This window comes from Roseomonas aeriglobus (assembly GCA_016937575.1).
GTDB lineage: Bacteria > Pseudomonadota > Alphaproteobacteria > Sphingomonadales > Sphingomonadaceae > Sphingomonas > Sphingomonas aerigloba.
Window position 1 is genome coordinate 3561211 of sequence record JAFHKN010000002.1, and the last position, 24577, is coordinate 3585787.

At 67.7% G+C, this 24577-nt stretch carries 25 protein-coding genes; 12 read left to right on the plus strand and 13 right to left on the minus strand.

Annotated elements, in window-relative coordinates; all coding sequences use genetic code 11:
* Positions 1–15 precede the first annotated feature (15 nt).
* The 7 genes from ftsH to JW805_17490 form a co-directional block, all read right to left on the minus strand.
* A complete protein-coding gene (gene ftsH / locus JW805_17460; GenBank protein ID MBN2973798.1) occupies positions 16–1932 on the minus strand; it encodes an ATP-dependent zinc metalloprotease FtsH in 1917 nt (638 codons plus the stop codon).
* A 390-nt stretch (positions 1933–2322) separates the two neighbouring features.
* The gene (gene tilS, locus JW805_17465) at positions 2323–3333 is read right to left on the minus strand and encodes a tRNA lysidine(34) synthetase TilS (protein MBN2973799.1); all 1011 of its coding nucleotides are present in this window, start codon (positions 3331–3333) and stop codon (positions 2323–2325) included.
* A 66-nt stretch (positions 3334–3399) separates the two neighbouring features.
* The gene (locus JW805_17470) at positions 3400–4362 is read right to left on the minus strand and encodes a tetratricopeptide repeat protein (GenBank protein ID MBN2973800.1); all 963 of its coding nucleotides are present in this window, start codon (positions 4360–4362) and stop codon (positions 3400–3402) included.
* An 86-nt stretch (positions 4363–4448) separates the two neighbouring features.
* Positions 4449–5432 (minus strand): helix-turn-helix domain-containing protein, encoded by a 984-nt coding sequence (locus tag JW805_17475; protein ID MBN2973801.1) that lies wholly within the window; start codon positions 5430–5432, stop codon positions 4449–4451.
* A gap of 85 nt (positions 5433–5517) precedes the next feature.
* Positions 5518–7794 (minus strand): phosphoenolpyruvate--protein phosphotransferase, encoded by a 2277-nt coding sequence (ptsP, locus tag JW805_17480; protein ID MBN2973802.1) that lies wholly within the window; start codon positions 7792–7794, stop codon positions 5518–5520.
* Between the two features lie 48 nt (positions 7795–7842).
* Positions 7843–8538, minus strand: a complete 696-nt coding sequence (locus tag JW805_17485) for a hypothetical protein (protein ID MBN2973803.1) — start codon at positions 8536–8538, stop codon at positions 7843–7845.
* Positions 8539–8603: 65 nt separating this feature from the next.
* A complete protein-coding gene (locus JW805_17490; GenBank protein MBN2973804.1) occupies positions 8604–9623 on the minus strand; it encodes a nitronate monooxygenase in 1020 nt (339 codons plus the stop codon).
* 166 nt (positions 9624–9789) lie between these two features.
* On the opposite strand from JW805_17490, the gene JW805_17495 reads away from it, so the two are divergent.
* The 4 genes from JW805_17495 (at position 9790) to JW805_17510 (ending at position 13074) form a co-directional block, all read left to right on the plus strand.
* Entirely contained in the window at positions 9790–11094 is a 1305-nt protein-coding gene (locus JW805_17495; protein ID MBN2973805.1) for an amino acid permease, read from the plus strand.
* Complete coding sequence (locus tag JW805_17500; protein MBN2973806.1) at positions 11094–11510, plus strand: YjbQ family protein; 417 nt, start codon at positions 11094–11096, stop codon at positions 11508–11510. The genes JW805_17495 and JW805_17500 overlap by 1 nt, the downstream gene beginning before the upstream one ends.
* A 91-nt stretch (positions 11511–11601) precedes the next feature.
* Entirely contained in the window at positions 11602–12078 is a 477-nt protein-coding gene (locus JW805_17505; GenBank protein ID MBN2973807.1) for a hypothetical protein, read from the plus strand.
* Between the two features lie 213 nt (positions 12079–12291).
* On the plus strand, positions 12292–13074 hold the full coding sequence (locus JW805_17510) for a hypothetical protein (protein MBN2973808.1): 783 nt from the start codon (positions 12292–12294) through the stop codon (positions 13072–13074).
* A 53-nt stretch (positions 13075–13127) separates the two neighbouring features.
* On the opposite strand, the gene JW805_17515 is transcribed toward JW805_17510, so the two are convergent.
* Entirely contained in the window at positions 13128–13574 is a 447-nt protein-coding gene (locus JW805_17515; GenBank protein ID MBN2973809.1) for a peptidylprolyl isomerase, read from the minus strand.
* A gap of 156 nt (positions 13575–13730) precedes the next feature.
* Between JW805_17515 and mgtE the strand changes: the two genes are divergently transcribed.
* The 3 genes from mgtE (at position 13731) to JW805_17530 (ending at position 16326) form a co-directional block, all read left to right on the plus strand.
* Positions 13731–15134, plus strand: a complete 1404-nt coding sequence (gene mgtE / locus JW805_17520; GenBank protein MBN2973810.1) for a magnesium transporter — start codon at positions 13731–13733, stop codon at positions 15132–15134.
* 31 nt (positions 15135–15165) lie between these two features.
* Positions 15166–15573 carry a DUF1489 domain-containing protein gene (locus tag JW805_17525; protein MBN2973811.1) on the plus strand — a complete coding sequence of 136 codons (408 nt, stop codon included), beginning with the start codon at positions 15166–15168 and terminating at the stop codon, positions 15571–15573.
* A gap of 153 nt (positions 15574–15726) precedes the next feature.
* The gene (locus JW805_17530) at positions 15727–16326 is read left to right on the plus strand and encodes a peptidylprolyl isomerase (GenBank protein ID MBN2973812.1); all 600 of its coding nucleotides are present in this window, start codon (positions 15727–15729) and stop codon (positions 16324–16326) included.
* Positions 16327–16333: 7 nt separating this feature from the next.
* Here the strand turns inward: JW805_17530 and JW805_17535 are convergent, their stop codons facing one another.
* Entirely contained in the window at positions 16334–16957 is a 624-nt protein-coding gene (locus JW805_17535) for a TlpA family protein disulfide reductase (GenBank protein MBN2973813.1), read from the minus strand.
* Between JW805_17535 and argH the strand changes: the two genes are divergently transcribed.
* From argH to JW805_17560, 5 genes are read left to right on the plus strand one after another with little or no spacing between them, the layout of a single operon-like run.
* Complete coding sequence (gene argH / locus JW805_17540; protein MBN2973814.1) at positions 16938–18332, plus strand: argininosuccinate lyase; 1395 nt, start codon at positions 16938–16940, stop codon at positions 18330–18332. The two genes, JW805_17535 and argH, sit on opposite strands and share 20 nt — an antisense overlap.
* The gene (locus tag JW805_17545) at positions 18329–18562 is read left to right on the plus strand and encodes a hypothetical protein (protein ID MBN2973815.1); all 234 of its coding nucleotides are present in this window, start codon (positions 18329–18331) and stop codon (positions 18560–18562) included. Before argH ends, JW805_17545 begins: the two co-directional genes overlap by 4 nt.
* Positions 18563–18566: 4 nt before the next feature.
* Positions 18567–19823, plus strand: coding sequence for a diaminopimelate decarboxylase (gene lysA / locus JW805_17550; GenBank protein MBN2973816.1), 1257 nt, complete (start codon positions 18567–18569; stop codon positions 19821–19823).
* Positions 19824–19832: 9 nt separating this feature from the next.
* The gene (locus JW805_17555) at positions 19833–20576 is read left to right on the plus strand and encodes a siroheme synthase (GenBank protein MBN2973817.1); all 744 of its coding nucleotides are present in this window, start codon (positions 19833–19835) and stop codon (positions 20574–20576) included.
* Entirely contained in the window at positions 20573–21520 is a 948-nt protein-coding gene (locus JW805_17560; protein ID MBN2973818.1) for a zinc transporter ZntB, read from the plus strand. Before JW805_17555 ends, JW805_17560 begins: the two co-directional genes overlap by 4 nt.
* Here the strand turns inward: JW805_17560 and JW805_17565 are convergent.
* The 4 genes from JW805_17565 to fliD are packed head-to-tail and all read right to left on the minus strand — an operon-like array spanning position 21495 to position 24541.
* A complete protein-coding gene (locus JW805_17565; GenBank protein MBN2973819.1) occupies positions 21495–22088 on the minus strand; it encodes a response regulator in 594 nt (197 codons plus the stop codon). The genes JW805_17560 and JW805_17565 overlap by 26 nt on opposite strands.
* Before the next feature lie 60 nt (positions 22089–22148).
* A complete protein-coding gene (locus JW805_17570; GenBank protein MBN2973820.1) occupies positions 22149–22685 on the minus strand; it encodes an NAD(P)H-dependent oxidoreductase in 537 nt (178 codons plus the stop codon).
* 33 nt (positions 22686–22718) lie between these two features.
* A complete protein-coding gene (locus JW805_17575; protein ID MBN2973821.1) occupies positions 22719–23117 on the minus strand; it encodes a flagellar protein FliS in 399 nt (132 codons plus the stop codon).
* A 2-nt stretch (positions 23118–23119) separates the two neighbouring features.
* Positions 23120–24541 carry a flagellar filament capping protein FliD gene (gene fliD / locus JW805_17580; GenBank protein MBN2973822.1) on the minus strand — a complete coding sequence of 474 codons (1422 nt, stop codon included), beginning with the start codon at positions 24539–24541 and terminating at the stop codon, positions 23120–23122.
* Between the last annotated feature and the right edge of the window lie 36 nt (positions 24542–24577).

Sequence of the window (24577 nt, forward strand, 5' to 3'; positions counted from 1 at the left end):
CCCGCCCCCTTTATCTCACGCCCCTTGCGGCGCCGGGTTGCCGAAGGGCCCGCTCGGCCGCTTGGTCTTGGGAATCGACGTGCCGCTGACCGGCACCGTCGTCGCCTTGGCGCCGGGATCAGGCCGGTCGATATCCTCGCCGGCGATCAGCCGCTTGATCTCTTCGCCCGACAGCGTCTCATATTCGAGCAGCGCCTTGGCCAGCAGGTGGAGCTGATCGATGTGCTTGCTCAGCACTTCCTTCGCACGCGTCAGGCCGCCTTCGACGATGCTCTTGATCTCGTCGTCGATCAGCTGCGCCGTGGCGTTCGACATCCGCACCGGCTGGCTCGACGAGTAGCCGAGGAAGCTTTCGCCTTCGGGCTGGGCATATTCGACCGGGCCGACCTTGTCCGACATGCCCCATTTCGTGACCATGTCGCGAGCGAGACCCGTCGCATACTGGATGTCTCCGCTCGCACCGCTCGACACCTTGTCGTAGCCGAAGATGATCTCCTCGGCGACGCGGCCGCCCATGCTGACCGCAAGGTTCGCGTACATCTTGTCGCGGTGATAGCTGTACGAATCGCGCTCCGGCAGGCGCATCACCATGCCCAGCGCGCGACCGCGCGGGATGATCGTCGCCTTGTGGATCGGGTCGCTCGCCGGCTCGTGGATGCTGACGATCGCATGGCCTGCCTCGTGATAGGCGGTCATCCGCTTCTCGTCGTCGGTCATGACCATGGAGCGGCGTTCCGCGCCCATCATGACCTTGTCCTTGGCTTCCTCGAACTCCTGCATCGCGACCAGGCGCTTGCCCTTGCGTGCGGCCATCAGCGCAGCCTCGTTGACGAGGTTCGCCAGGTCGGCGCCCGAGAAACCCGGCGTCCCGCGTGCGATGACGCGCGAATCGACGTCGGGGGCCAGCGGCACCTTCTTCATATGGACTTCGAGGATCTTGATGCGGCCCTCGATATCCGGGCGCGGCACGACGACCTGGCGGTCGAAGCGGCCCGGACGCAGCAGCGCGGGGTCGAGCACGTCGGGGCGGTTGGTCGCGGCGACGATGATGATGCCCTCGTTCGCCTCGAAACCGTCCATTTCGACCAGCAGCTGGTTCAGCGTCTGCTCGCGTTCGTCGTTGCCGTTGCCCAGACCAGCACCGCGATGACGGCCGACCGCGTCGATTTCGTCGATGAAGACGATGCACGGCGCCGACTTCTTGGCCTGTTCGAACATGTCGCGGACGCGGCTGGCGCCCACGCCGACGAACATCTCGACGAAGTCCGAACCCGAAATGGTGAAGAACGGCACGCCCGCTTCGCCGGCGATCGCGCGGGCGAGCAGGGTCTTGCCGGTACCCGGCGACCCGACCAGCAGCGCACCCTTCGGGATCTTGCCGCCCAGTCGCGCGAACTTCGACGGATCCTTCAGGAACTCGACGACTTCCTGTAACTCCTCGCGCGCTTCGTCGATGCCGGCGACATCGTCGAAGGTCACGCGACCTTCCTTCTGGGTCAGCATCTTGGCGCGCGACTTGCCGAAGCCCATCGCGCCGCCCGCGCCCGAATTCTTCTGCATCTGGCGCACGACGAAGAACGCGATGCCGATGAACAGCAGGAAGGGCAGCGACTGCGCGAGCACCGCCGCCCAGATCGACGATCCTTCCTCCGCCCGTGCCGAAACGGTCACGCCCTTCTGGCGCAACGTCGGAACCAGCGTGGGATCGGGCACCGGCAACGGGCGCGTGCGGAATGCATCGCCCGCCGTCGTCTTGCCGACGATCGCGTCGCGGCTGATCGCGACTTCCTTGACGGTGCCTTCGTCGACGCGGTCGAGGAAGGTCGAATAGGCGATCTCGCTCCCCGACCCCGCCGATCCGCGGGTGTCGAACAACTGTACGAAGAGCGCGAGAGCCAGCAGGATGCCGACCCAGATCATCAGGCTCTTCATCCAGGGATTGCCGCCGCCACCGGGGGAGGGCTGCTTGTCGTTGTCGTTCATTGCGCTGTGAGCACCTTTCTACGCACGATAAGATAGGCGAGCGTAGGTTAATGGCAATGGAACAGCGTCGATAAGGGTCTAAAGTTGGTCAGGACGGGGATCGTGATCGCCCGAAGGAACGCGCTGGCTAGGAGTGCAGCGCAGCAGGTAGCGGCGCTACCTCCAAGCAAGCGACGCTGATCAGCGCGTTCCTGCGGGCGACCGCGAAGCGGCGGGCCGATTGCCCCAGGGCGGCGTCGCTCGTCGGTCACGATGCAATAGCATCGCTCCGCTCCTCGCTTCTTGCCCTGAACCAAAATCGGCTCCGTCACGACCCCGTCCTGACCAACTTTAGACCCTTTATGATCGACGCGGTGGGGCGGGCGTGAATTGCCAGGTTTGACCGCGCGCAGCAGCAAGAACGCCTGCCAATGTCGCCTGTCCGCCAGCATCCAGTGCGTCGAGGAGCCCTTCGACATTGGTCGCCGAATCGAACCGGCCTTCGCACGAATCGGTCGCGCGGACATGAAGAATCGCTCGGCGGACCAGGCGGCGGCGCAGCTCGCGCGGCAAGCCGGTCATCTCCCACCCGCCGCTGCGGCGGCGCTCCTTGAACAGTAGGTCGGCGACGGCATCGAGTGCGACGTCGGCCTCCGCACAGGCTGCAGCGGACTGGGCGATGCTCGCGGCATCGATCGGCGCGTCGGCCAACCAGGCCCGCATCCGTGCGCGGTCGAACCGTGGATCGATGTTGCTTGGATCGTCGACGAACGGGAGGCCGAGCGTTTCCGCCACCGCGCGCAGCTCTGCCCGCCGCCAGCCGAGCAGCGGACGCGCAAGTCGCACGCCGCCCTCCCGACGCGCGGACCGGACGCCCCCGAGCCCGGTCACGCCTGCGCCGCGCCCGGCGCGCATCAGGAACGTTTCGGCCTGGTCGTCGGCATGGTGCGCGGTCAGCAGCACGCTGGCTCCCTGCGCCTGCGCCCAGTTGGTCAGCAAGGCATAGCGCAGCGCGCGCGCATCGGCCTGGATCGATTGCGGCACCCAGCCGTCGGGTGGCAGCAGGGTCGTGTGCGCGATCCCGTTCCGCGCGCACCACTCGGCGACCATCAGCGTTTCGGCAACGGAGTCGGGCCGCAGGCGGTGATCGACCGTCGCAGCGATCGTCGGACCGGTCGCGAAGGACAGCGCGAGAAGGGCCATCGAATCCGGCCCACCGGATACGGCAACCGCGATCGGTCGGGTGGGAACGCCGATCAGTGCGGCCAGGTCGGCGCGGAAGCGGTCTGTCGCGGCGGCAAAAGCTGTCTCACCCCCAACGCCTTTCGCCCCGAGCTCGTCGAAGGGCCGTTCTGTGATACGTCCGCTCATCGCTCGCGGCACGAAGAACGGTGCTTCGACAAGCTCAGCACGAACGGGTTTTGGCGTAACGCACCCTCACGAACATTTCTGCGCGGCCCGGCCCTTGGCGATATCGGCCTTCATTCCCGACGTCAGCTTCGCGCCATAGACTTCGGTCAGCTCGGTATAGACCTTGCACACATCGGCCGCCGGCTTCTTCAGTTTCACCAGCGATTGCGCCAGATAATAGAGGCTGTCGGGGGCGCGTTCGCCGTCCGGGAATTTCTTGTAGCTGTCGTAGAACGCCAGGCTCGCGAGGCTGGGCTTGCCTTCATCGAGATAGGCGCGGCCCAGCAGATTCTGCGCGAAGCTTGCGCGGCGGTGCTTCGGGTATTTGTCGGCGACCGCCTTCAGTTCCTTCTGGGCTGCTGCGTATTGCTTGGCCTGCCACAGGCGATAGCCATAGGTGTAGCCGTCCTCCGCCGGGTCGCCGGTGTTCGGGCGCGCGATCGTCGTGGCGGTGTCGTCCGCGACCGGCTCGGTCACCGCAGGGGTCGGTGTCGTCGCTGCCGGGCGGGTCGGGCGGACCGCGGGACGGGTCGGTGCCGTCGCGGGGGCCGTGTCACCGGTCGCATCGACGACGCCCGGCTCGGCCGGGCTCGTCACGAGGACTGCGGTCGCGCGGTCCTCCAGCAGCTTGATCCGGGCGTCGGTCGCCTTCTTGTAGGCAGCAAAGCCCTCCTCGAGCTGACGCAGACGATAGCCGTCCTGTTCGACCTGGCCGGTCATCGACCGCACACTGCTTTCCAGCGCGCTGACCCGCGCGGTCAGGTCGGTGATCGGGCTCGACGCCGGCACCCCCAGCGGATCGACAGTGGTCTGCGGCGCAGTGATCTGCGGCTCGACGGTCATGCCGGCACCGCCGGGGAAGACCTTGCGCTGCACCGCGCGCATTTCGCGTTCCAGCCGGTCGACGCGGCCCTCGACCGCGGTCTGGGCGCTTGCCACGCCGGTCGTCAGCATCAGCGCGGCGACGCTCGCCATCATCCAAGTACGCATGTCACACCCCCCGGTGTCGAGTTACCGAAAGCGTTGATATCGCAGAAGTCCGGGGCCTTCGCCAGTCGTCCGGCACGCAGCCCGCCTTACGGCTCGTTCGCATTGCCCGGCGTGGCGGTCGTCGGGGCCGGGATCGGCGCCGACGTGGGGGCTGGCGTCGACGGCCGCGCCGCCGGCGTGGCGCTCGACGTCGGCGCGGCGCGCGGCGTCGTCCGCGTCCGCGGCGTCGTGGTGGGAGTCGCTGCCGGTGTGGCTGATGCCGTCGCCCCGGCTTCCGTCCCGCTGCCGCGCGCCAGCAGTGCCGCCGGCGCCAGCGACACGTCCTTGATCGCGACGCGCCCGGTCCCGAGCGGCGCCACGGGCTTGCCGCCGACCGTGATCGCCAGCTTGTCGGGGCGGCCGACGTTGATCTGCGCGCCCTGCGTGCCTGCCGGAATGTCGTATCGCTCGCCGGGCGCCATCGTCTTCATCAACAGCGTCGTGTCGGCGCCGTCGTAGATGCGGACCCACACCTCGTCGGTCGCGGTCACGGTGACCTGGTCGTTGGCGGCGGGCGCGGGCGCGGGTGCGACCGTCTGCGGCACCGGTACCGCTACCTCGGCGCTGGGGGCCGGCGACGTGCTCGTCAGGCTGGGGAAGCCGCCGCGGAACAGGTCGGTGCCATACCACAGACCGACACCCGCGATCAGCAGCAGCGCGACGATCAGCCCACCCCACACCAGCCCCCTGGGGGGCGAGCGCGACGGTTCGTCGACCTGATAGGCGGGTACGCTGTGCGACGGACGGTCCCAGCTGCGGTTCAGCTCCTGGCGCACCTCGGCGACCAGCGCGACCTCGTCTACGCCGACCGCGCGCGCATAGGCGCGGGCAAAGCCCATCGCATAGGTCTGCGACGGCAGGTTCTCGTAGGTGCCGGTTTCGATCGATTCGAGGTGACGTTGCGGGATGCGGGTGCGGGCGGCGACGTCGGCCAGCGACAGGCCCTGCGCTTCGCGAGCGGCGCGCAGGCGCTCCCCGGGCCGCTGAGGGATTTCGGTCGGTCCGGACGGGCCGGGCTCGGCGTCGGTCATGATTACTCCCGCGTGTCGGCCGCGGATGTTCACTGCTTATTGCGAACTGTCAACGATTGTGCCGCGCAAAAGGGTGATAGGCACGTCAGTCGAGCTCGACGCCGCGATCGGCCGCCCACTGGGTCAGTGTCGCGCGCATGTCGACCGGCGGGGCGGCAAGCCACGCGCCCATCTGCGCGACGATCGCGCTGCGATCGAGGCTGCGGATCATCGCCTTGATCGGCCCGACGGCCGCTGGCGTGATCGACAGGCGATCGATGCCGAGCCCGATCAGTGCCAGCGCCTCCAGCGGACGGCCGCCCATTTCGCCGCAGACGGCAACCGGCACATTCGCCGCCCGCGCCTGACCCGATACGCGCGCCAGAAACCGCAGGATGGCCGGGCTGAGCCAGTCGTAGCGGACCGCCAGTTTCGGGTGCGCACGGTCGGCGGCGAACAGGAACTGGGTCAGGTCGTTGGTGCCGATCGACAGGAAATCGAGCCGGGGCAGCAGCAGGTCGAGCACTTCGGCCAGCGCCGGTACCTCCAGCATCGCGCCGTAGCGGATCTGCGTCGGCAGCTTCTTGCCGCGATCGGCCAGCCAGCTGCGCTGCGCTTCGAAGATCGCACGCGCCTGATCGAACTCCCACGGTTCGCTGACCATCGGGAACATGACGTTCAGCGTCCGGCCTGCGCCCGCCTCGATCAGCGCACGGGCCTGCGCTTTCATCAGTCCTTCGCGCTCCAGCGCCAGGCGCAGCGCGCGCCAGCCCATCGCCGGATTTTCTTCCTCTCCCTCCTCGTCATGGTCGAGATAGGGGAGTGCCTTGTCGCCGCCGATGTCGACGGTCCGGAACACCACCGGTCGATCGCCCGCGGCGTCCAGCACGTCGCGGTACAGCCGCTGCTGGCGCTCGCGCGCTGGCATGGTCGCGCTGACGAGGAACTGGAATTCGGTGCGGAACAGCCCGATGCCGTCGGCGCCGGTCAGTTCCAGCGCGGCGACGTCATCGCGCAGGCCGGCGTTGACCATCACGGTAACGCGGTTGCCATCGCGCGTCTCCGGCGCGACGCCCTTCAGCGCGGCAAAGGCGGCGCGGCGCTTCTGGCCCATCGCCAGCTTGGCCTCGAACGCCTCCTCCATCGCCTGCGTGGGTCGCACGAACAATGTCTCGCTGCCGACGTCGAGCAACAGCTTGTCGCCCTCTGCCACCAGCCGCTTGATATCCTTCGCGCGTCCCAGCACCGGCACGCCCATCGCCCGCGCGACGATGATGACGTGCGCGGTCAGCGATCCTTCTTCCAGCACCACGCCCTTCAGCCGGCGGCGGTCGTATTCGAGCAGCTCGGCGGGGCCCAGATTCTTGGCGATCAGGATCGTGTCCTCGCGCAAGCCCATCTGCGCTGCAGTGCCGAGCCGCCCAGACACGATCCGGATCAGTCGGTTGGACAGGTCCTCCAGATCGTGCATCCGGTCGCGCAGCAACGGGTCGTCGATCTGGCGCATCCGCATCCGCGTGCGCTGCTGGACGCGTTCGATCGCGGCCTCGGCGGTCAGCCCGCTGTCGATCGCCTCGTTGATCCGCCGCGACCAGCCCTCGTCGTACGCGAACATCTTGTACATCTCGAGCACGTCGTCATGCTCGCCGCCGACGCCGAATTCGGCCTGCTGCTGCATCCGCTCGATCTGGTCGCGCATCTTGTCGAATGCGGTGTAGACGCGTCGCCGCTCGGCCTCGGTATCCTCGGCGACGGTATGTTCGATGACGATGCGCGGCTGGTGATAGACCGCGACGCCCGCGCCCATGCCCTCGACCAGCTTGAAGCCCTGGATCCGCGCGGTCGCGGTCGACTGGATACGGGTGGTGGCGGCGGCCGATTCGTCGATCAGACCGGCATTGGCGATCAGCTCGCTCAGCACCATCGCGACGGTCTGCAGCGCCTCGATCTCGACGTCGGCATAGCGACGTGGTTCGACATGCTGGACCGCGAGCACGCCCACCGACCGCTCACGCCGGATGATCGGCACGCCGGCGAAGCTGTGGAACCGGTCCTCGCCCGTCTCGGGCCGATAGGCGAAGTCGGGGTGCGCCGCCGCCTCGTCCAGGTTCAGCGTCTCGACATTCTGCGCGATAGTGCCGACCAGGCCCTCGCCCAGCGCCAGCGTGGTGACATGGACCGCGCTTTCCTCGAGACCATGCGTCGCGAACAGCTCCAGCACGCCTTCGCGCAGCAGGTAGATCGAGCAGACCTCGCTATCGAGCGATTCCGCGATGATATCGGCGACCTGATTGAGCTTCGCCTGCGCGCTGGTCCGCGCCGCCATCACGTCGTGCAGGCGGACCAGGATTTCGCGGGCGGAGGCGGCAGCGGACAAGGGCATCGCTGTCTCGCTACCAGATCAGATGCGCCCGTGCGAGGGTCGTTGGGTTCACCGTGACGCTACGGCAATCCCCGCGCGTCGCGTGACAGGATCCACGGTCATCACGCTCATGTCATAGGCCAGCCGCGGGGCGCCCCGTCCCGCCTCCCACGCCGCCAGATCGGCGCGATAGGCGGCATAGCGGATAAAGAAATTGGTGAAGGGCGCATCGAGCACCGGCAGGCCGAGCGTCGCCAGCCGCTGCAGCTCGTTCGCCGGCGTCGCCGCCGCCTCGCTCGCGATCGTGGCCGCGGCGGCGCAGAACGCGTCCTGCACGGGCGGCAGCGCGAAATAATTGTAGAGCTTCGTCATCCGCCCATCGAACGCTGCCTGGCCGCCGGCGTCGCGCATCGCGCCGTCGTGCGCCTTGGCGAGCACCTTGGCGTTCGCGCGAACGAAGCCGTTGTAGGCATCGACCAGAGCCTGATCGTTGCACCGCAGCGCCGCGACGTTCAGCGCCGCGCGCAAGTGCCAGACGGTCGCCGCCTCGCCGAGCGCCCGGTTGGGCGTGTCGAACGTACCGTCGGCGAGTTGCGCGGGCAGGGTTATGTTCGCAGCCGCACCGGCCGGCGGCAGTGGCTTCGCTACCGGCACGCTCGCCACGACCGGCGGCGGGGGCGCCGCGACCACGGCCACCGGCGCCTCCTTGCGGGCGCATCCACCCAAAACGGCGGCGACAGCCGCCACGCAAACCCTGATACGCATCACCGACGCCCTTCTCGCGCCCCCTTGGGGACCAGGATGCGCCGGCGATGGTTACGATCGGGTTATCAGGCGGCCCGCGCCTCCAGCGCCTGGGCGGCCTCCGCCATCAGCGCGCCCAGGATGTCGGCAAGGGGTTCTTCCTTCGTGACCATGCCGACCGACTGGCCGGCCATCAGGCTGCCGTGCTCGACATCGCCGTCGATCACCGCGCGGCGCAGCGCCCCGGCCCAGTAGTGCTCGATCTGCAACTGCGCCTCGGCCATCGCGACCTTGCCCTCGTCGAGCAGCTGGGCGACTTCGCGCTGCTTGGCGGTGAAGGCCTCGCCGCCGGCGTTCTTCAGCGCGCGGACCGGGATGACCGGCAGGCGCGGGTCGATCTGGACGCTCGCCACCGCATCGCGGGCCGAGGCGCGGATGAACGCCTTCTTGAAGTTCGGGTGCGCGATGCTTTCGGTCGCGCACACGAACCGCGTGCCGAGCTGCACGCCGGCGGCCCCCATGTCGAGATAGCCCGCGATCGCCTCGCCGCGGCCGATCCCGCCGGCAACGAACACCGGCAGCTGCTCGGCGAGTTCGGGCAGCATTTCCTGCGCCAGCACGCTGGTCGAGACCGGGCCGATATGGCCACCGGCTTCCATCCCCTCGATCACCAGCGCATCGACGCCCGATCGCACGAGCTTCTTGGCCAGACTCAGCGCCGGCGCGAAGCAGATGACCTTGGCGCCCGTCGCCTTGATCGCCTCCAGCGACCCCTTGGGCGGCAGCCCGCCTGCCAGCACGACATGGGTGACGCCGTGGCGGCCGCAGACCTCGATCAGGTCGAATAGCTGCGGGTGCATGGTGATCAGGTTCACGCCGAACGGCTTATCCGTCAGCGCCTTCGTCCCGGCGATTTCCGCGTCGAGCAACGCCGGCGTCATCGCCCCGCACGCGATCAGGCCGAAGCCGCCCGCGTTCGACATGGCGGCGACCAGGTTGCGCTCGCTGACCCATGACATCGCGCCGCACATCACGGCGACCTCGCTGCCCAGAAATTCGCACCCGCGCGCCATGCGGCGTGCCAGCCGCTCTTGTCCGATCGTCATGATTTGCGACCTAGCGAGGTGCGGGGCGGGCGACAACTCCTCCCGGTGCTCCCGCGCAGGCGGGAGCCCAGAGCCACGCAGCGATACCCTTCGAACGCTGGGCTCCCGCCTGCGGGGGAGCACGACACGCTTTGTGTCGGCGCCATCGCGCGATAAGGGCGCGACGATGAGCCTCTCCCCCATCGACACCCCCCTCAAACGCGTCCTCGGCGTGCGCAGCATCGCCGCGGGGTCGTTCAACGGCATCGTCGGGGTCGGCATCTTCGGCCTGCCCGCACTGATCGCCGGAATCCTCGGCCCCGCTGCAATCCTGGCGTATCTCGTCTGCATCGTGCTGATCGCGCTGGTCGGGCTGTGCCTGGCCGAAGCGGGGAGCCGCGTGTCGGAGGCGGGCGGCCTCTATGCCTATGCCCGCGCCGCATACGGACCGGTCGTCTCGGGCGTCGCCGGCGTGCTGCTGCTGATCGCCAATGCCGCCGCATCGAGCGCCGCGCTCGCCCGCCTGCTCGTCGATACGCTGGCGCAAGTCTGGGCGCCTGCCGGAACACCGCTGGTCGCCACGCTGATCCTCGGCGGGCTCTACGCGACGCTCGCCATCATCAACATCCGCGGCGTGCGCGAAGGCGCCGGCGCGACGCGGATCTTCGCGATGCTCAAGCTTGTCCCTCTTCTCATCCTGATCGCGGTGGGCGCCACCATGATCCGCCCGGTCAATTTGCACTGGACGGTCACGCCCAGCCTGGAAACGATCGGCCACGCCTCGGTCCTCCTCATCTTCGCCTTCGTCGGCGTCGAAACGGGGCTGGGCACTGGCGGTGAGGCGCGCGACCCGGCACGGACGATCCCACGCGCGATTCTGCTCGCGCTCGCGACGGTCGCGGCGCTCTACATCGGGTTGCAGGTCGTCGCGCAGGGCGTGCTGGGCCCCGCGCTCGCCACGTCGTCGACCCCGCTGGTCGCGGTCGCCGTGGCGATCTTCGGCGCGCCCGCCGCCGGCGCGATGGTCGCGCTGACGCTCGTGTCGGGCACCGGCTATCTCGTCGCCGACATGCTCTCCAGCCCGCGCACCGCCTTCACGCTGGCCGGCGCCGGGCAACTGCCGCACGCGCTGACGCGGATCCACCCGCGCTACGCCACCCCCAGCGTCGCGATCCTCGCCTACAGCGCGCTCGCCTTCCTGCTCGCGGCGTCGGGCAGCTTCAAGCAGCTCGTGCTGCTCATCAGTTCGGGCACGCTGATCCTCTACCTGATCTGTTGTCTGGGTGTCCTCCGCCTGCGCACGCGCGGCGTCGCCATGGCCGGCGAACCCTTCCGCGCCCCCGGCGGCGCGCTCGTCCCCCTCGCCGCCGCCGCGCTGATCGTCGCGCTGCTGTCGACCCTCGCTTGGGCCGAAACCGCCGCGGCGCTCGGCCTGGTCGCGGTGTCGGCCGCGATCTACGCGCTGATCGACCACCGTCGGCGGCGCGGCTGATGCGCCAGGCAAGCCACGAACTGGTCGTGTCGACGCCCGGCCAGGGCCTGCACGAGATCACGCGAGACGTCGTCGCCTGGGTCGCGAGCACTGGCATCGCCACCGGCCTGCTGACCCTATTTGTCCGCCACACCAGCTGCTCGCTGCTGATCCAGGAAAACGCCGCCCCCGCCGCCCGCCGCGACCTCGAGCGCTATTTCGCCAGACTCGCGCCCGAATCGCGGGGGTACGAACACGACGACGAAGGCCCCGACGACATGCCCGCCCACCTGCGCGCCGCGCTGACCGCGGTCAGCCTGTCGATTCCGGTCATGGAAGGCCGCCCGGCGCTGGGGACATGGCAGGGGGTGTATCTCTTCGAGCACCGCACCTCGCCGCATCGGCGGCGGGTTGCGCTGCATGTGATAGGGGCGTGAGGTATCCGCTTGTGGGCGGGAGCCAGAACGCCCGCGTTGTTGGAATTGAGCAACCCTTAATGTATGGGCTGTTGATGCGAGAAGGTGCGCAATGGGCCTCGTAGGTACGACCGGCTTAGCCGCTGCCATAATTGCTGCAATAGCCAGCAGTCCGAGCATGGCCTGCTATATTGTACCCGGATCGAAGCCGCTAACAGACGAGCGGTATGATGAAATTAATCGTGCAAATTCCGCTAAGCTGACAGAGCTTTTTGAAGCAAAGATTATTAAAGATAAATCATCAGAAGGTTGGCGATTACAAGTCGGCCGGGTGTTTGCCGGTTCACTGAAGTACGGTGACGTGATAAGGGGTTATCCGAAAGGGGATACCTGCAATCCCGAGTTGCCGAAGAGTGGCGACGAAGGGTTGATCTGGGTTGGATGGGGCCCCGACGGCCCAAGTTTTCATTCCGATTTCGTCAAAGAAGCTGGCGTACGATCCTTAAAACGCATAGGATTGCTACCTGGCGACTATATCATGCCGTCTATTCGTAAGTTTCTTCCGCCTGAGCTGCCAAGGATTAGATAACGACGCGCGAATAAATACTCGCGGTTGTCGGCTATTGCCCGGAAGTACGATGTCCGCTTTTTTTTTGGCGGAAACGGGCCCTCTGATGGATACCCATCCGCCACACCTCGCCCGCAAAAAATCCAACAGCCATTTCCTACATCGCGCAAATCTGATCCATCCTGCTGGATGACGCAGACGCCTTCATGCCCGCCTGCTGCCACCGGCCTTCCCGTGGCGGTCCCTTCCACTGCGCTCGACGCCGATGGCCGATCGCGCGACGATTACGACTGGGTGCCGGTGCGCCGCATGCCCCGCAACGACGGCTGGAGCCACGAACGCCAGCGTAGCTTCATCGAGGCGCTGGCCGATTGCGGCTCGGTGCTGGAGGCCGCGCGTCAGGTCGGCATGTCGGCCAGCGGCGCGTATCGCCTACGCCGCTCGCCTGGCGGAGAGGCGTTTGCCGCCGCCTGGGATGCGGCGATCCATCAGGCCGCGCTGCATCTGGTCGATGTCGCCTTCGACCGCGCGATTCACGGCAGCGACGAGCCCGTGTTCGACAAGGAGGGTCGCCGTATCGGGCGGCGGATGCGGCAGAACGACCGGCTGCTGATGTTCCTGCTGCGCGCCCACCTGCCCGATCGCTACGCCCATGCCCATCGCGGCGAACGGCCCGAGGCATTGCCGATCCCGCCGGTCACTCCGGTTGCGCAGGCGCTGACCGCACTCGCCCCGCCGATGCCCGACGCGCCCGAAGCGCTGATGGCACCCGGCGACCTCGCCTGTGCGCTCGACCTGGCCGATCTCTACCCGGATCGCATGCCGCCCGCCGTCGCCAACCGCGAGGGGCGCGCCGACCATGACGAATGCGCGGACATGGCCTCGCTCGGGGCGGATTTCGAGGAGAAGCTGGAAGTGGCCAAACGGGCGGCCGCGCCGGCGCCGGTGACGATGCACTGGGCGGAGGACGCCCACGACCGCGACGATGACGACGGCGAAAACGGCGCTTTGGTGTGAACTTCGTGACCTTCGCCCCCTCCCCAGCACCGGCCGGGAGGGGGCGGTGTCGCTTATTCGGCGCGGGCGGAGACGATCTTGCCCGGCTTCGCGGGCGGCTCGCCCTTCGGCAGCGCGTCGACGGCGTCCATGCCCTCGATCACTTCGCCCCAGACGGTGTACTGCCCGTCGAGGAACGTCGCGTCGTCCAGGCAGATGAAGAACTGCGAATTGGCGCTGTTCGGGTCCATCGTGCGCGCCATCGAGCAGACACCGCGGACGTGCGGTTCGCGGCTGAATTCGGCCTTCAGGTCAGGGAGCTTCGACCCGCCGGTGCCGCGGCCGGTGGGGTCGCCGCCCTGCGCCATGAAGCCGTCGATGACGCGGTGGAAGACGACGCCGTCGTAGAAGCCGTCGTTGGCGAGCGTCGTGATCCGCTCAACGTGGCCCGGCGCCAGATCGGGGCGCAGACGGATCGTCACGTCGCCGGTGTCCAGCGTCATATTGAGGGTGTCGGCCATGGAATGTCTCCAAAAAATCGGTCAAATTGGGCAACGCCCTAGGCGGGTCGCGGACGCGTGGCAATGATAAGCGGCCGCGCGGATTTTTCCTGACAAAGCCCGCTCGGCGCGGCTAAGCGCTACAGGGTTCAGCAGGATTTGGCCGGGAGGGCGGGGATGAGCGAAACCGAACTTGCCCAGACGGCACCTGAGGATGCCGGTGAACTGGACGAAGACGATCGGCTGAAGCCCGAATTCGTTCGCGCGGTGCTCGATGCGGTCGACGACGGCGATGTCGAACGCGCGCGCGAACTCGTCGAGCCGCTCCACCCCGCCGACATCGCCGACCTGTTCGAGCTGACCGGCCAGGACAATCGCGCGCGTCTGGCGCATGCGCTCCACGATCTGGTCGACGCCGACGTGTTCGCGGAGATGAACGATTACGTCCGCGAGGACCTGATCGACGCGCTGGAGCCGCAGGAGGTCGCCGAACTCGCGGCCGAGCTCGATACCGACGACGCGGTCGCGATCATCGAGGATCTGGGCGCCGACGAACAGCGCGAAGTCTTGCGCGCGATGGAGCCCGACGATCGCGCGGCGATCGAGGAGGCGCTGAGCTACCCCGAGGAATCCGCCGGCCGCCTGATGCAGCGCGAGCTGATCGCGGTGCCCGAACACTGGACCGTCGGCGACGCGATCGACTATCTGCGCCGTAACGATGATCTGACGACCGATTTCTGGGAAATCTTCGTCGTCGATTCGCGGCACAAGCCGATCGGCAGCTGCCAGTTGTCGTGGATCCTGCGCACGCCGCGCGGGATCGCGATCGCCGACGTCATGAAGCGCGAACAAACGCTGATCCCGGTCGACATGGACCAGGAAGAGGTCGCGCTGCGCTTTCAGAAATATGCGCTGATCTCCGCTGCGGTCGTCGATTCGAGTGGGCGGCTGGTCGGCATGATCACCGTCGACGACGTCGTCCACATCATCCAGGAAGAAGCCGGCGAGGACGCCCTGCTGCTGTCCGGTGCGGGCGACGGCGACATCAACGAACCGATCCGCGAATCCTACAAGGCGCGCGTGCGCTGGCTGATCGCCAATCTGGGCACCGCGCTGGTCGCCGCGACGATCATCACGATGTTCGAAGGAACGATCAGCCGCATGGTGGCGCTGGCCGCGCTGATGCCGATCGTGGCGGGTGTCGGCGGCAATGCCGGCACGCAGACGATGGCGGTGACCGTCCGCGCGCTGGCGACCAACCAGCTGACGCGGTCGAACACCCTGCGCACGATTCGGCGCGAGATCGCGGTCGCGCTGCTCAACGGCGCGACCGTCGCCGCGGTAATCGGGATCGCGGTCGCGCTGTTCTACGCCAACGCGCTGCTCGGCGGCGTGATCGCGACCGCGATGCTCGCCAACATCGTCATCGCCGGGCTGTTCGGCGTCGTCGTGCCCCTCACGCTCGAACGGCTGAACCTCGACCCGGCCGTCGCCTCGTCGATCTTCGTGACGATGACGACCGATTCGATGGGCTTCCTCGTCTTCCTGGGTCTGGCATCAGCCAGCGGCCTGGTGGGTTGAGCGCCGCGGGCGGCGTCCCCAGATGGGGGCGGTGCCGCTCCATCTGACAAAGGTCGCCTTCGGGCATGATTCGCTCCCCTCGCTGGAGGAGCGCGCACGGCTGCGCGCCGGCGAAGGCACCGGCCTGTTGCTGACGACGCGCTATCTGCCCAAGCGGCACGAGGAGATCGCCGGGCAGGGCTCGCTCTACTGGATCATCAAGCACCAGCTGGTTGCGCGCTCCCCGATCATCGGCTTCGGCGAGGCGGAGGGCGGGCGTATCGCGATCCGGCTAGGGCGCGAACTGATCCCGGTCCAGCCGCGCGGCAAGCGCGCGCATCAGGGCTGGCGCTATCTGGAGGATGCCGATGCGCCGATCGATCTGGGTGGCGGGGCGGAAGGCCTCTCGGCGATGCCGGCAACGTTGGTTGGAAAGCTGAGCGAATTGGCGCTCATATGATGTCAGTCGTTCCCGCGAAGGGGCACCCCGCAGCATATTACTTTGCGAAGACCCCGACGGTGGGAATCAATAGTCGCTGAGCGCGGTAAGGCTCACTACGTTCAGCCAGAATGAATTCCCGCCTTCGCGGGAATGACGGTGAGAGGCCAGACTATGTTCGCTCCCTTTGTCCTTGCCGCACTGTTGCAGGTGGCGCCGGTTGCACCCGCCCCGACCCCGACCCCGACCCCGCCACCCGCCCCGGCGACGGTGAAGGTCGTCATGACCACCACTGCCGGTCCGATCACGCTTGCGCTGGAAAAGGAACGCGCGCCGGTCACCACGGCCAATTTCCTGCGCTACGTCGATGCCAGGCGGCTGGACGGCATCACCTTCTATCGCTCGATGAAGCTGCCGTGGAACGCCGGGCTCATCCAGGCGGGGCAGCGCGACATGGCGAAGCGCTATCCGAGAATCGCCCACGAACCGACCTCGAAGACCGGTCTGACCCATAGCGACGGCGCGATCTCGATGGCGCGGCTGGCGCCGGGGACGGCGACCGCCGACTTCTCGATCGTCGTCGGCGACATGACCGGGCTCGACGCGAAGGCCGACGACCCCGGCTTTGCGGTGTTCGGCCGCGTGGTCGAGGGGATGGACGTGGTCAAGACGATCTGGAACTCGCCCCGCTCGCCGACCAAGGGCGAAGGCGTGATGAAGGGTGAGATGCTCGAGCCGCCGGTCAAGATCCTGACCGTGCGGCGCGTGCCCTGACCCGGCTTTACTTCGCCTCCGCCAGCAGCTCCGCTGCCTCGGCGCCCGTCCAGTCGTAATCGCCGACCATGCGCCATATCTCGCGCCCGTCGGAGCCGTAGAGGATCGTCGTCGGCAGCGTCGGCGTGACCTTCGGGATCCACGCCATCTTGGCATCCGTTCGCACGTCGAGCGCCCCCAAGCCCTTGCCCTGCACGAACGGTCCGACCTTGGTTGCATCCATGTCCTGGCTGAGCGCGACGACCGCCAGCTTGCCCGCTTCCCGCTTGGCGAGCGCGTCGAGCGTCGGCAGTTCCTTCACGCACGGCGCGCACCACGTCGCCCACAGGTTGAGCAAAACCGGCTTGCCCTTGAAGTCGGCCATCGATCCCGTCCTGCCGTCGAGGCTCGCGAAAGAGTTGGCTGGCGCGACTTCGCCCTTGTGGCTGCGGTCGACTTCGCGCGCGGTCGCGGCGGGTGCGGTGTCGTTCGACGGTGCGACCTCGTCCGGGCTGACCTCATCCGGACTTGCGGCGGCGGTAGCGACGTTTTCTTGTGCGGGGGCGCTCGATTGCCTATCGCAGCCCGCGGCCAGCAGGGCCACCAGGATCACAGGGTAAAGCGATACGCGCATGAGTTCCTCCAACAGCATGTGGGGCGGCAGGTTCGCCGAAGGACCCTCGGCGGTGATGCGCGCGATCAATGCCTCGATCCCGTTCGACAAGCAAATGTGGCGGCAGGATATTGCAGGCTCCAAGGCGCATGTCGCGATGCTGGCCGAAACCGGCATCGTGTCGCGCGAGGATGCCGACGCGATCACCGCGGGGCTGGAAAAGGTCGCCGACGATTATGCCGCCAACGGCGTGCCGGAGGATCTGGCGCTCGAAGACATCCACATGCTGACCGAGGCACGGCTGGCCGAGGCGATCGGGACCCCCGCCGGCCGCCTGCACACCGCGCGCAGCCGCAACGATCAGGTCGCGACCGATTTTCGTCTGTGGGTACGCGACGCGATCGACGAGACGATGGTCGCCCTCGGCGCGTTGCTCGATGCGCTGATCGCGCGCGCCGACGAGCATGCCGATGCGGTGATGCCGGGCTTCACCCATTTGCAGAGTGCGCAGCCGGTGACTTTGGGCCACCACCTAATGGCGTATCACGACATGATCGCACGCGATCGGTCGCGGTTCGCTGATGCCCGCGCGCGGCTCAACCGCTGTCCGTTGGGCGCGGCGGCGCTCGCCGGCACCGGTTTCCCGATCGACCGCGAGATGACCGCGGCGGCGCTGGGCTTCGACGGTCCCACCACCAACAGCCTCGATTCGGTCAGCGATCGCGACTTCGCGATCGAATATCTGACCAGCGCCAGCCAATGCGCGCTGCACCTGAGCCGCCTGGCCGAGGAATTCGTGCTGTGGGCGTCGCAGCCGTTCGGATTCGTGTCCCTGAGCGACCAATGGTCGACCGGCAGCTCGATCATGCCGCAGAAGCGCAACCCCGACGCGGCCGAGCTGGTGCGCGGGCATTCGGGGCGGATCGTCGGGCTGATGACTGGCCTGATGATCACGATGAAGGGGCTGCCGCTCGCCTATTCGAAGGACATGCAGGACGACAAGCCGCCGGTGTTCGAGTGCCATTCGCTGCTCGCGCTGTCGATCGCGGCGATGACCGGGATGGTCGGAAGCGCGACCTTCCGCACCGACCGGATGCGCGGCGTGGCCGAGGCTGGCTTTGCGACTGCGACCGACCTCGCCGACTGGCTGGTGCGCGAAGCCGGCCTGCCGTTCCGCGAGGCGCATCACGTCACCGGCCGCGCGGTGGCGCGTGCCGAGGCTCTGGGCGTGAAACTCGACGCGCTTCCGATCGAGGAACTGACTGCGATCGACGCGCGGATCGATGCGCGCGTCTATGATGTGCTCACCGTCGACGCCTCGGTTGCCAGCCGCAAGAGCTTCGGCGGCACCGCCCCCGACCGCGTTCGAGCGGCAGTCGCGACAGCGCGGGCCGCGCGGGAGCAGGAGGCATGAGGGTTCTCGTCGCTGTCGGCCTGTTCGCACTGGCGGCCTGCGGGTCGCGCGGTGACCTGAAACCCGCGGCGGGCCAGTCGCTGCCGGTGAAGCCCTATGGCGCGACCGCCACGCCGACCGCGACCGACCTGATGCAACCCACGACCCAGGCACGCCCACGCCGTGGCGACGACCTGCAGCAGACGAGCGACAAGCGCGCCCGCGATGAATTCGACCTTCCGCCGAAGTGAGACGATGGACGATTTTGCCCCCAAGAACGGTGTGCTCCACGCCGAAGACGTGCCCCTGACCCGCATCGCGGAGGAGGTCGGCACCCCCGTCTATGTCTATTCGCGCCGCACCTTCGAGCGCCATGCCCGCGCGTTTCGTGAGGGGCTTGAACAGGCCGGCAGGGTGCATCTGGCCTATGCGATCAAGGCCAATCCAAACCTCGCGGTGCTGCGGATCATGGCCAACATGGGCTATGGCGCCGACGTCGTGTCGGTCGGCGAGATGCGCCGTGCGCTGGCGGCGGGCATGAAGCCTGCGGACATCGTTTTCTCCGGTGTCGGCAAGACAGTCGCGGAACTGGAAGCCGGGCTCGACGCCGGGATCGGCCAGTTCAACCTCGAGCTGGAAGAGGAGGGCAGCGTCCTTGCGTCGCTCGCCGCCAAGCGCGGTCAGCGGGCGCCGGCGGTGCTGCGGGTCAACCCGGACGTCGATGCGGGCACCCACGCCAAAATCTCGACCGGCAAGGCGGAGAACAAGTTCGGCGTCGCGATCAGCGATGCGGTCGCGATCTTCGACCGGCTCGCGCCGCTGGAGGGTCTCGACCTACGCGGTGTCGCGATCCACATCGGCAGTCAATTGCAGAGCCTGGCACCACTGGAGCAGGCCTATGTCCGCATCGGCGCGCTGGTCGCCGAACTGCGCGCGCGCGGCCATCAGATCACACATGTCGATCTTGGTGGTGGTCTGGGCGTGCCGTATCGGCCCGACGACGTCTTCCCCTCGCCGGCCGAACTCGGTGCGATGGTCGCACGCGTGACAAAGGATTGGGGTGTCACGCTGATGTTCGAACCCGGCCGCGTGATCGCGGGCAATGCGGGTGTGCTGCTGACCAAGGTCATCTGGGTGAAGCCGGGCGTGGGTGACCCCTGGGTGATCGTCGATGCGGCGATGAACGACCTTGCCCGGCCGGCCCTGTATGACGCGTTCCATGATTTCGTTGCGGTCGAACCGAACGGCGAGCGCATCACGGCGAACATTGCCGGACCGGTGTGCGAAAGCGGCGACACCTTTGCCAAGAACCGCGAGATCGATGTGGTGAAGAGCGGCGATCTTGCCGTCTTCCGCACCGCCGGGGCTTACGGTGCGACGATGGCCTCGACCTACAACAGTCGCGCGCTGGTGCCCGAAGTGCTGGTCGACGGTGATCGCTACGCCGTCGTCGCTGATCGCATCGCTGCCGAAACGGTTATGGGCGCGGAACGAGTGCCGGATTGGTTGTGACGGCGTAGGGTGCACAGCCTTCCCGTCTTCCTCCGCCTGACTGGCCGCGCGGTTGTCCTCGTCGGTGACGGCGAGGCGACAGACGCGAAGCGGCGGTTGCTCGAACGCGCGGGCGCGCGGATCGTCGGCGAGGAGGCGACGGACGCTGCCTTGGCCGTCGTCATCGACGACGATGCGGCGGTTGCCCGGCTGAAGGCGCGCGGGTTGCTGGTCAACGTCGTCGACCGGCCCGCCCTATGCGACTTCACCCTGCCGGCGATCGTCGAACGCGGCGACGTGCTGATCGCGGTTGGAACCGGCGGTGTGTCGGCGGGGCTTGCCGCGGCGCTGCGCCAGCGGCTGGAAGCGTGGTTGCCCGCAGGTCTGGGCGCTCTTGCCAAAAGTCTTCAGGCCGCGCGCGACGCGATGCGCGTGCGGTGGCCCGACAGCGGCGATCGACGGCGCGCGATCGGGGCCGCCCTCGCACCCGGCGGCCCGCTCGATCCTCTGGATCAGCCGATGGCGGTCGAGGCATGGCTGGCGGATGCCGGCACCGTCGCGAGCCGGGTCGAAACGCTGGTCGTGAACGACGATCCCGACCTGCTGACGCTGCGCGACGCGCGCCTGCTCGCGCTGGCCGATCGCATTCACCACACCCCCGATGTGGCATCCGCGATCCTCGACCGGGCGCGTGCCGATGCGGTGCGGATCGAGGCTCCCCTGCCGGAAGTGACGGAACCTGGCCTCACCTTGTGGGTAGAGAGGCGACGATGAGCGGTTTCGCCTATGCCCTTCGCGACGGCCGCGCCGAGGAGATCGACCTCACCTCCGCCCCGTCCGCCTCCGGTGACATGATCTGGGTTCACCTGTGCGTGTCCGACGAGCATGCGCGCGCGTGGTTGAGCGAAGAAGCCAAGCTGCCGGACTATGTGATCGAAGGTCTCGTCGCCGCAGAAACCCGCCCGCGCTGCACCCCGATGGACGATGGCGCGCTCATCAACCTGCGCGGATTGACCGAGGCGGATGTTGGGAGCGACCTGCTCGCCTCGGTGCGCATTTATGCCGGTGCGGGGCGCGTCTACACCGTCATGCGTCGGCCGCTGAAGGCGCTGGATGCGGTCAAGCGCGCGGTGGCCGCAAGCACGATCCTCGATCCGGGCGACCTGATCGCCGAATTTGCCAGCGCCATCACGGAGGAACTCGATCCCGTCGTCGCCGATCTGGGCGACCGGCTCGACGTCTGCGAGACGCAGATCGAGGCGGTGCGCGCCTTCCGCCTGCGCCAGCGCGTCAATCGCGCACGGATCGAAGCGATCGGGTACAGGCGCTTCCTCAACCCGCAGCGTGCAGCCCTCGAAAAGCTGGCCGCGCTGCCCGCCGACTGGTTGCAGGACGACGACCGCGTCCACCTCTCCTCCGCCGCCGATCGCGCCGCGCGTATGGCCGAGGAGGTGGAGGCGATTCGCGAGCGCGCCGGGTTGATGCACGAAACGCTGACCGATCTGCGCGGCGAATTGATCGACCAGCGGAGCCTGGTCATTGCGATCGCAGCGATGGTGTTCCTGCCGCTGACCTTTCTGACCGGTCTCTACGGGATGAACGTCGAAGGGCTGCCCTATGCGAAGGAGCCGTGGGCATTCGACGCGATCCTCGGACTATGCGCGATCATCTCGGTCGCGATCGTCGGCTGGTTCAGCTGGCGGCACTGGACCCGCTGAGCCGCTCGACCTCGTCGCTCAGGGCCTGGATCGAGGCGATCAGGCGGGTACGATCGGCATTGCTGACGGCGAGTTCCGCGCGTGCCTCGCCCAGTTCGATCGCACGCTGGGCAATGCGCGCGTCGAGCGTGGCGTTGGATCGCTTGAGGTCGGCCAGCCGCGCCGAACGCGCCAGGACCCGGTCGATCCGGGCGGTCAGCAGCTCGAAGGAAAAGGGCTTGGCGATCCAGTCGTCGGCGCCCGCGGCCAGCGCCTCCACTGCCGCGGTCGGGTCGCTGCGGCCCGTCACGACGACGACCGGCAGGTCCGCCGTCGCGTGCGCGGCGCGCAGTGCGGCGAGAACATCGACCCCCGACACTTCGGGCATGACCATATCGAGCAGGACGAGGTCGATGCCGCCGCCCGCAACGACGGTCAGCGCCTGGCGGCCCGTGTCGCATGGAATGACGACGAACCCGGCCTGACCCAGACGACGCGATAGCACGTCCAGGTTCGTACCGTTGTCGTCCACGACCAGAACCGTGGGGGCGGCGGGGCGGTGGGCGGGCAGGGGCCGGGCGTCGATCATAGCCCGGCGACGGTAGGGCAGGATGGTTAATGGCGCGTCAACGCCCACCCGGCGCCACGGTCAGCGCTTCAGGAAATCCAGCATCTGTCCGACCATCGTCGCCAGCTGCGGCTCGGCCCGGTCGATTGCGTCGGGTCCTTCGGCGGTGTTGATCGCCACGCCCAGAGGCGTCGGCCAGCCACGCAGCGCATGGGTGATGCTGCGCAGCCCGATCAGCGTGGCGACGGCGGCCTGCCAGCCGGCGGCGGTCGCGATATGGCCCACCGGCAGACCATGGAAATAGGGGCGTTCGTCCTTCGCCATCAGCTCGACGTGGTCGAGCGCGTTCTTGACCATACCGGAAAAGGTGCCGTGATAGCCGGGCGATCCGATGATGATGCCGTCCGCGGTCCGCAGCGCTGTCAGGAACGCATCCAGCGTCGGATTTCGGTCGCTCTGGCCAGGCTCGAAATTGGGAAAGGCGATCGCGTCACCGGTCAGCAGCGTCGTACGGGCGCCGCGACTCTCGGCGATCGCCAGCGCCCGGGCAAGCGCGGTTCCGGTGGAGGATTGCGGGCGGCTGGTCCCACCCAGGGCGACGATATGCGGCTGGTTCATCGCCGCTCTCGCTAGCGGCTGAATCGCCGTACGTCACGCGCGGCGCGCGGATTCCCAGGCGCCGGCGATCTCTTCCAGCGTGCTCGCGACCGCCAGGAACGGCGCCGGGTCCATGCCCAGGCTGGCGTTGACGATCTCCTTGCGCGATCCCTGATACACCCGCGACAGCGTGCGCGACAATTCGCCGCCGTTGTCGAAATCGAGGCCGTTTTCGAGCGCGAAGAGCACCGACAGCGCGCGCGTCACACGCTCGCTTTTGACGTCGTAGCGGCGATTCTCCGCCGCCCAGGCTGCCGACCGCAGCGCGCGAACACATTCGGTGTAGAGCAGCGAGACGAGCCCGGCCGCATCCTGACCCCCGGTGCGACTGACCAGGTCGACCGAACGATAGGTCGCTTCGGGACGGGCGAGGGCGCTTGCGTAGCGGGCCATGATCAGCTCTTGTTCCAGGCGGCGATCTGATTATCGAGCATGCTCTGCGTCGCCTTGTACGCAGCGACACGCGAATCCATTGTCGAATATTGCTGTGTCAGGCGCGCGGTCGCCTTTTCCTGCGCGGCCGTGAGCTTCGTTTTCTCCTCGGTCAGCGCCGACTGCGCCTTGCTGTAGCGTGTCTGCGCCGCACCAAGCCCAAAGGCGAAGCTGGTAACCGTCGACGACACCGCATTCAGCGCTGCCGACAGGCCGTCCTTCGTCGAGCGAACGCCGCGATCGGTGAACATGGCCTCGACCGCCGCCGGATTGGACGCCAGGACCGATGTCAGCCGTTTGGAATCGACGCTCAGCAGACCGTCGCGGCCAGTCGTGACGCCGAGTTCGGACAGCGTCTTTGGACTGCCGTCGGTGGCGCCGGTCAGATCGGTCAGGGTCAGCGAGCGCAGCTGCCGCTTCATTTCCTGTGCCGCGGGATCGCGGGACAGCTTTCCGCTGACCGGATCGGTCGCGGCCTGCACCATCTTGTAAAGCTCGTTGTACGTGGTGACGACATCGTTGACCGCCTGGGTCAGCGCGGCCGTCGATGGCGTACTGCCGAGCGTGACCTTCGTGCCTTCGACCGCCGACTGCAGGTCCAGCTTGATGCCGGGGACCAGGTCGGAGATGCTGTTGCTGCTGCGTGAAACGGGTACGCCGTCCACCAACAGTTTTGCATCGGCGGCGGTCGTCATGATCTTCGCGTCACCGCGCGTGACCTGCATCGCGGCGACGAAGTCGCTCGAGCCCGTTGCCGCGATCGAGAAGGTCTGGTCGATTCCGGTCGCGCTTTTCAGTACGAGCCGGTCGCCGTCGCGGTCGCTGATCACCGATGCGGTCAGCCCGGCGTTCGGCGTCGCATTGATCTTCGCCGCGATCGCGCTCGGGGTGGTTTCCGCCGCGCTGTCGAAGCTGATGTCGATGGTGCGCGCGCTCGGCTGCAGGACGCCATTCGCATCGGGTGCGTAGAATTGAATGCTGATGCCGCTCTTGCCGGAGTCGGTGTCCACGCCGAGTTCCTTGCCGGCCGTCAGCACGCCGGTGGCGGCGACCTGAGCGGATGCCAGGCTCTTGACCTCGACCGTCGCCGACAGGTCCGACACCTGCTTGCCGCTGATGACGCTGGCCTTCACGATCGAGGTATTGCTGCTGGTCGCCTGCGACGCCAGCGTGCCGCCCTTGACCAGGCTCGACAGCGCTGTGGCGAATTGCGTCATCCCGCTCTTCAACTCGGAGACGGCGGAGACCTGCGCCGTCAGCGTCTCGGTACGCGACTCGATCTGCTTGGTCTTGGTCGAGAATTGGGCAGCGACCAAGCTGGTGACGAGCGCGGTGACGTCGATGCCCGATCCCGATCCCAGCGTCTTTGCAATTGAATCGACCACGAGCGTCCCCTTCCCTCCTTAAATCGACCGGCGGCG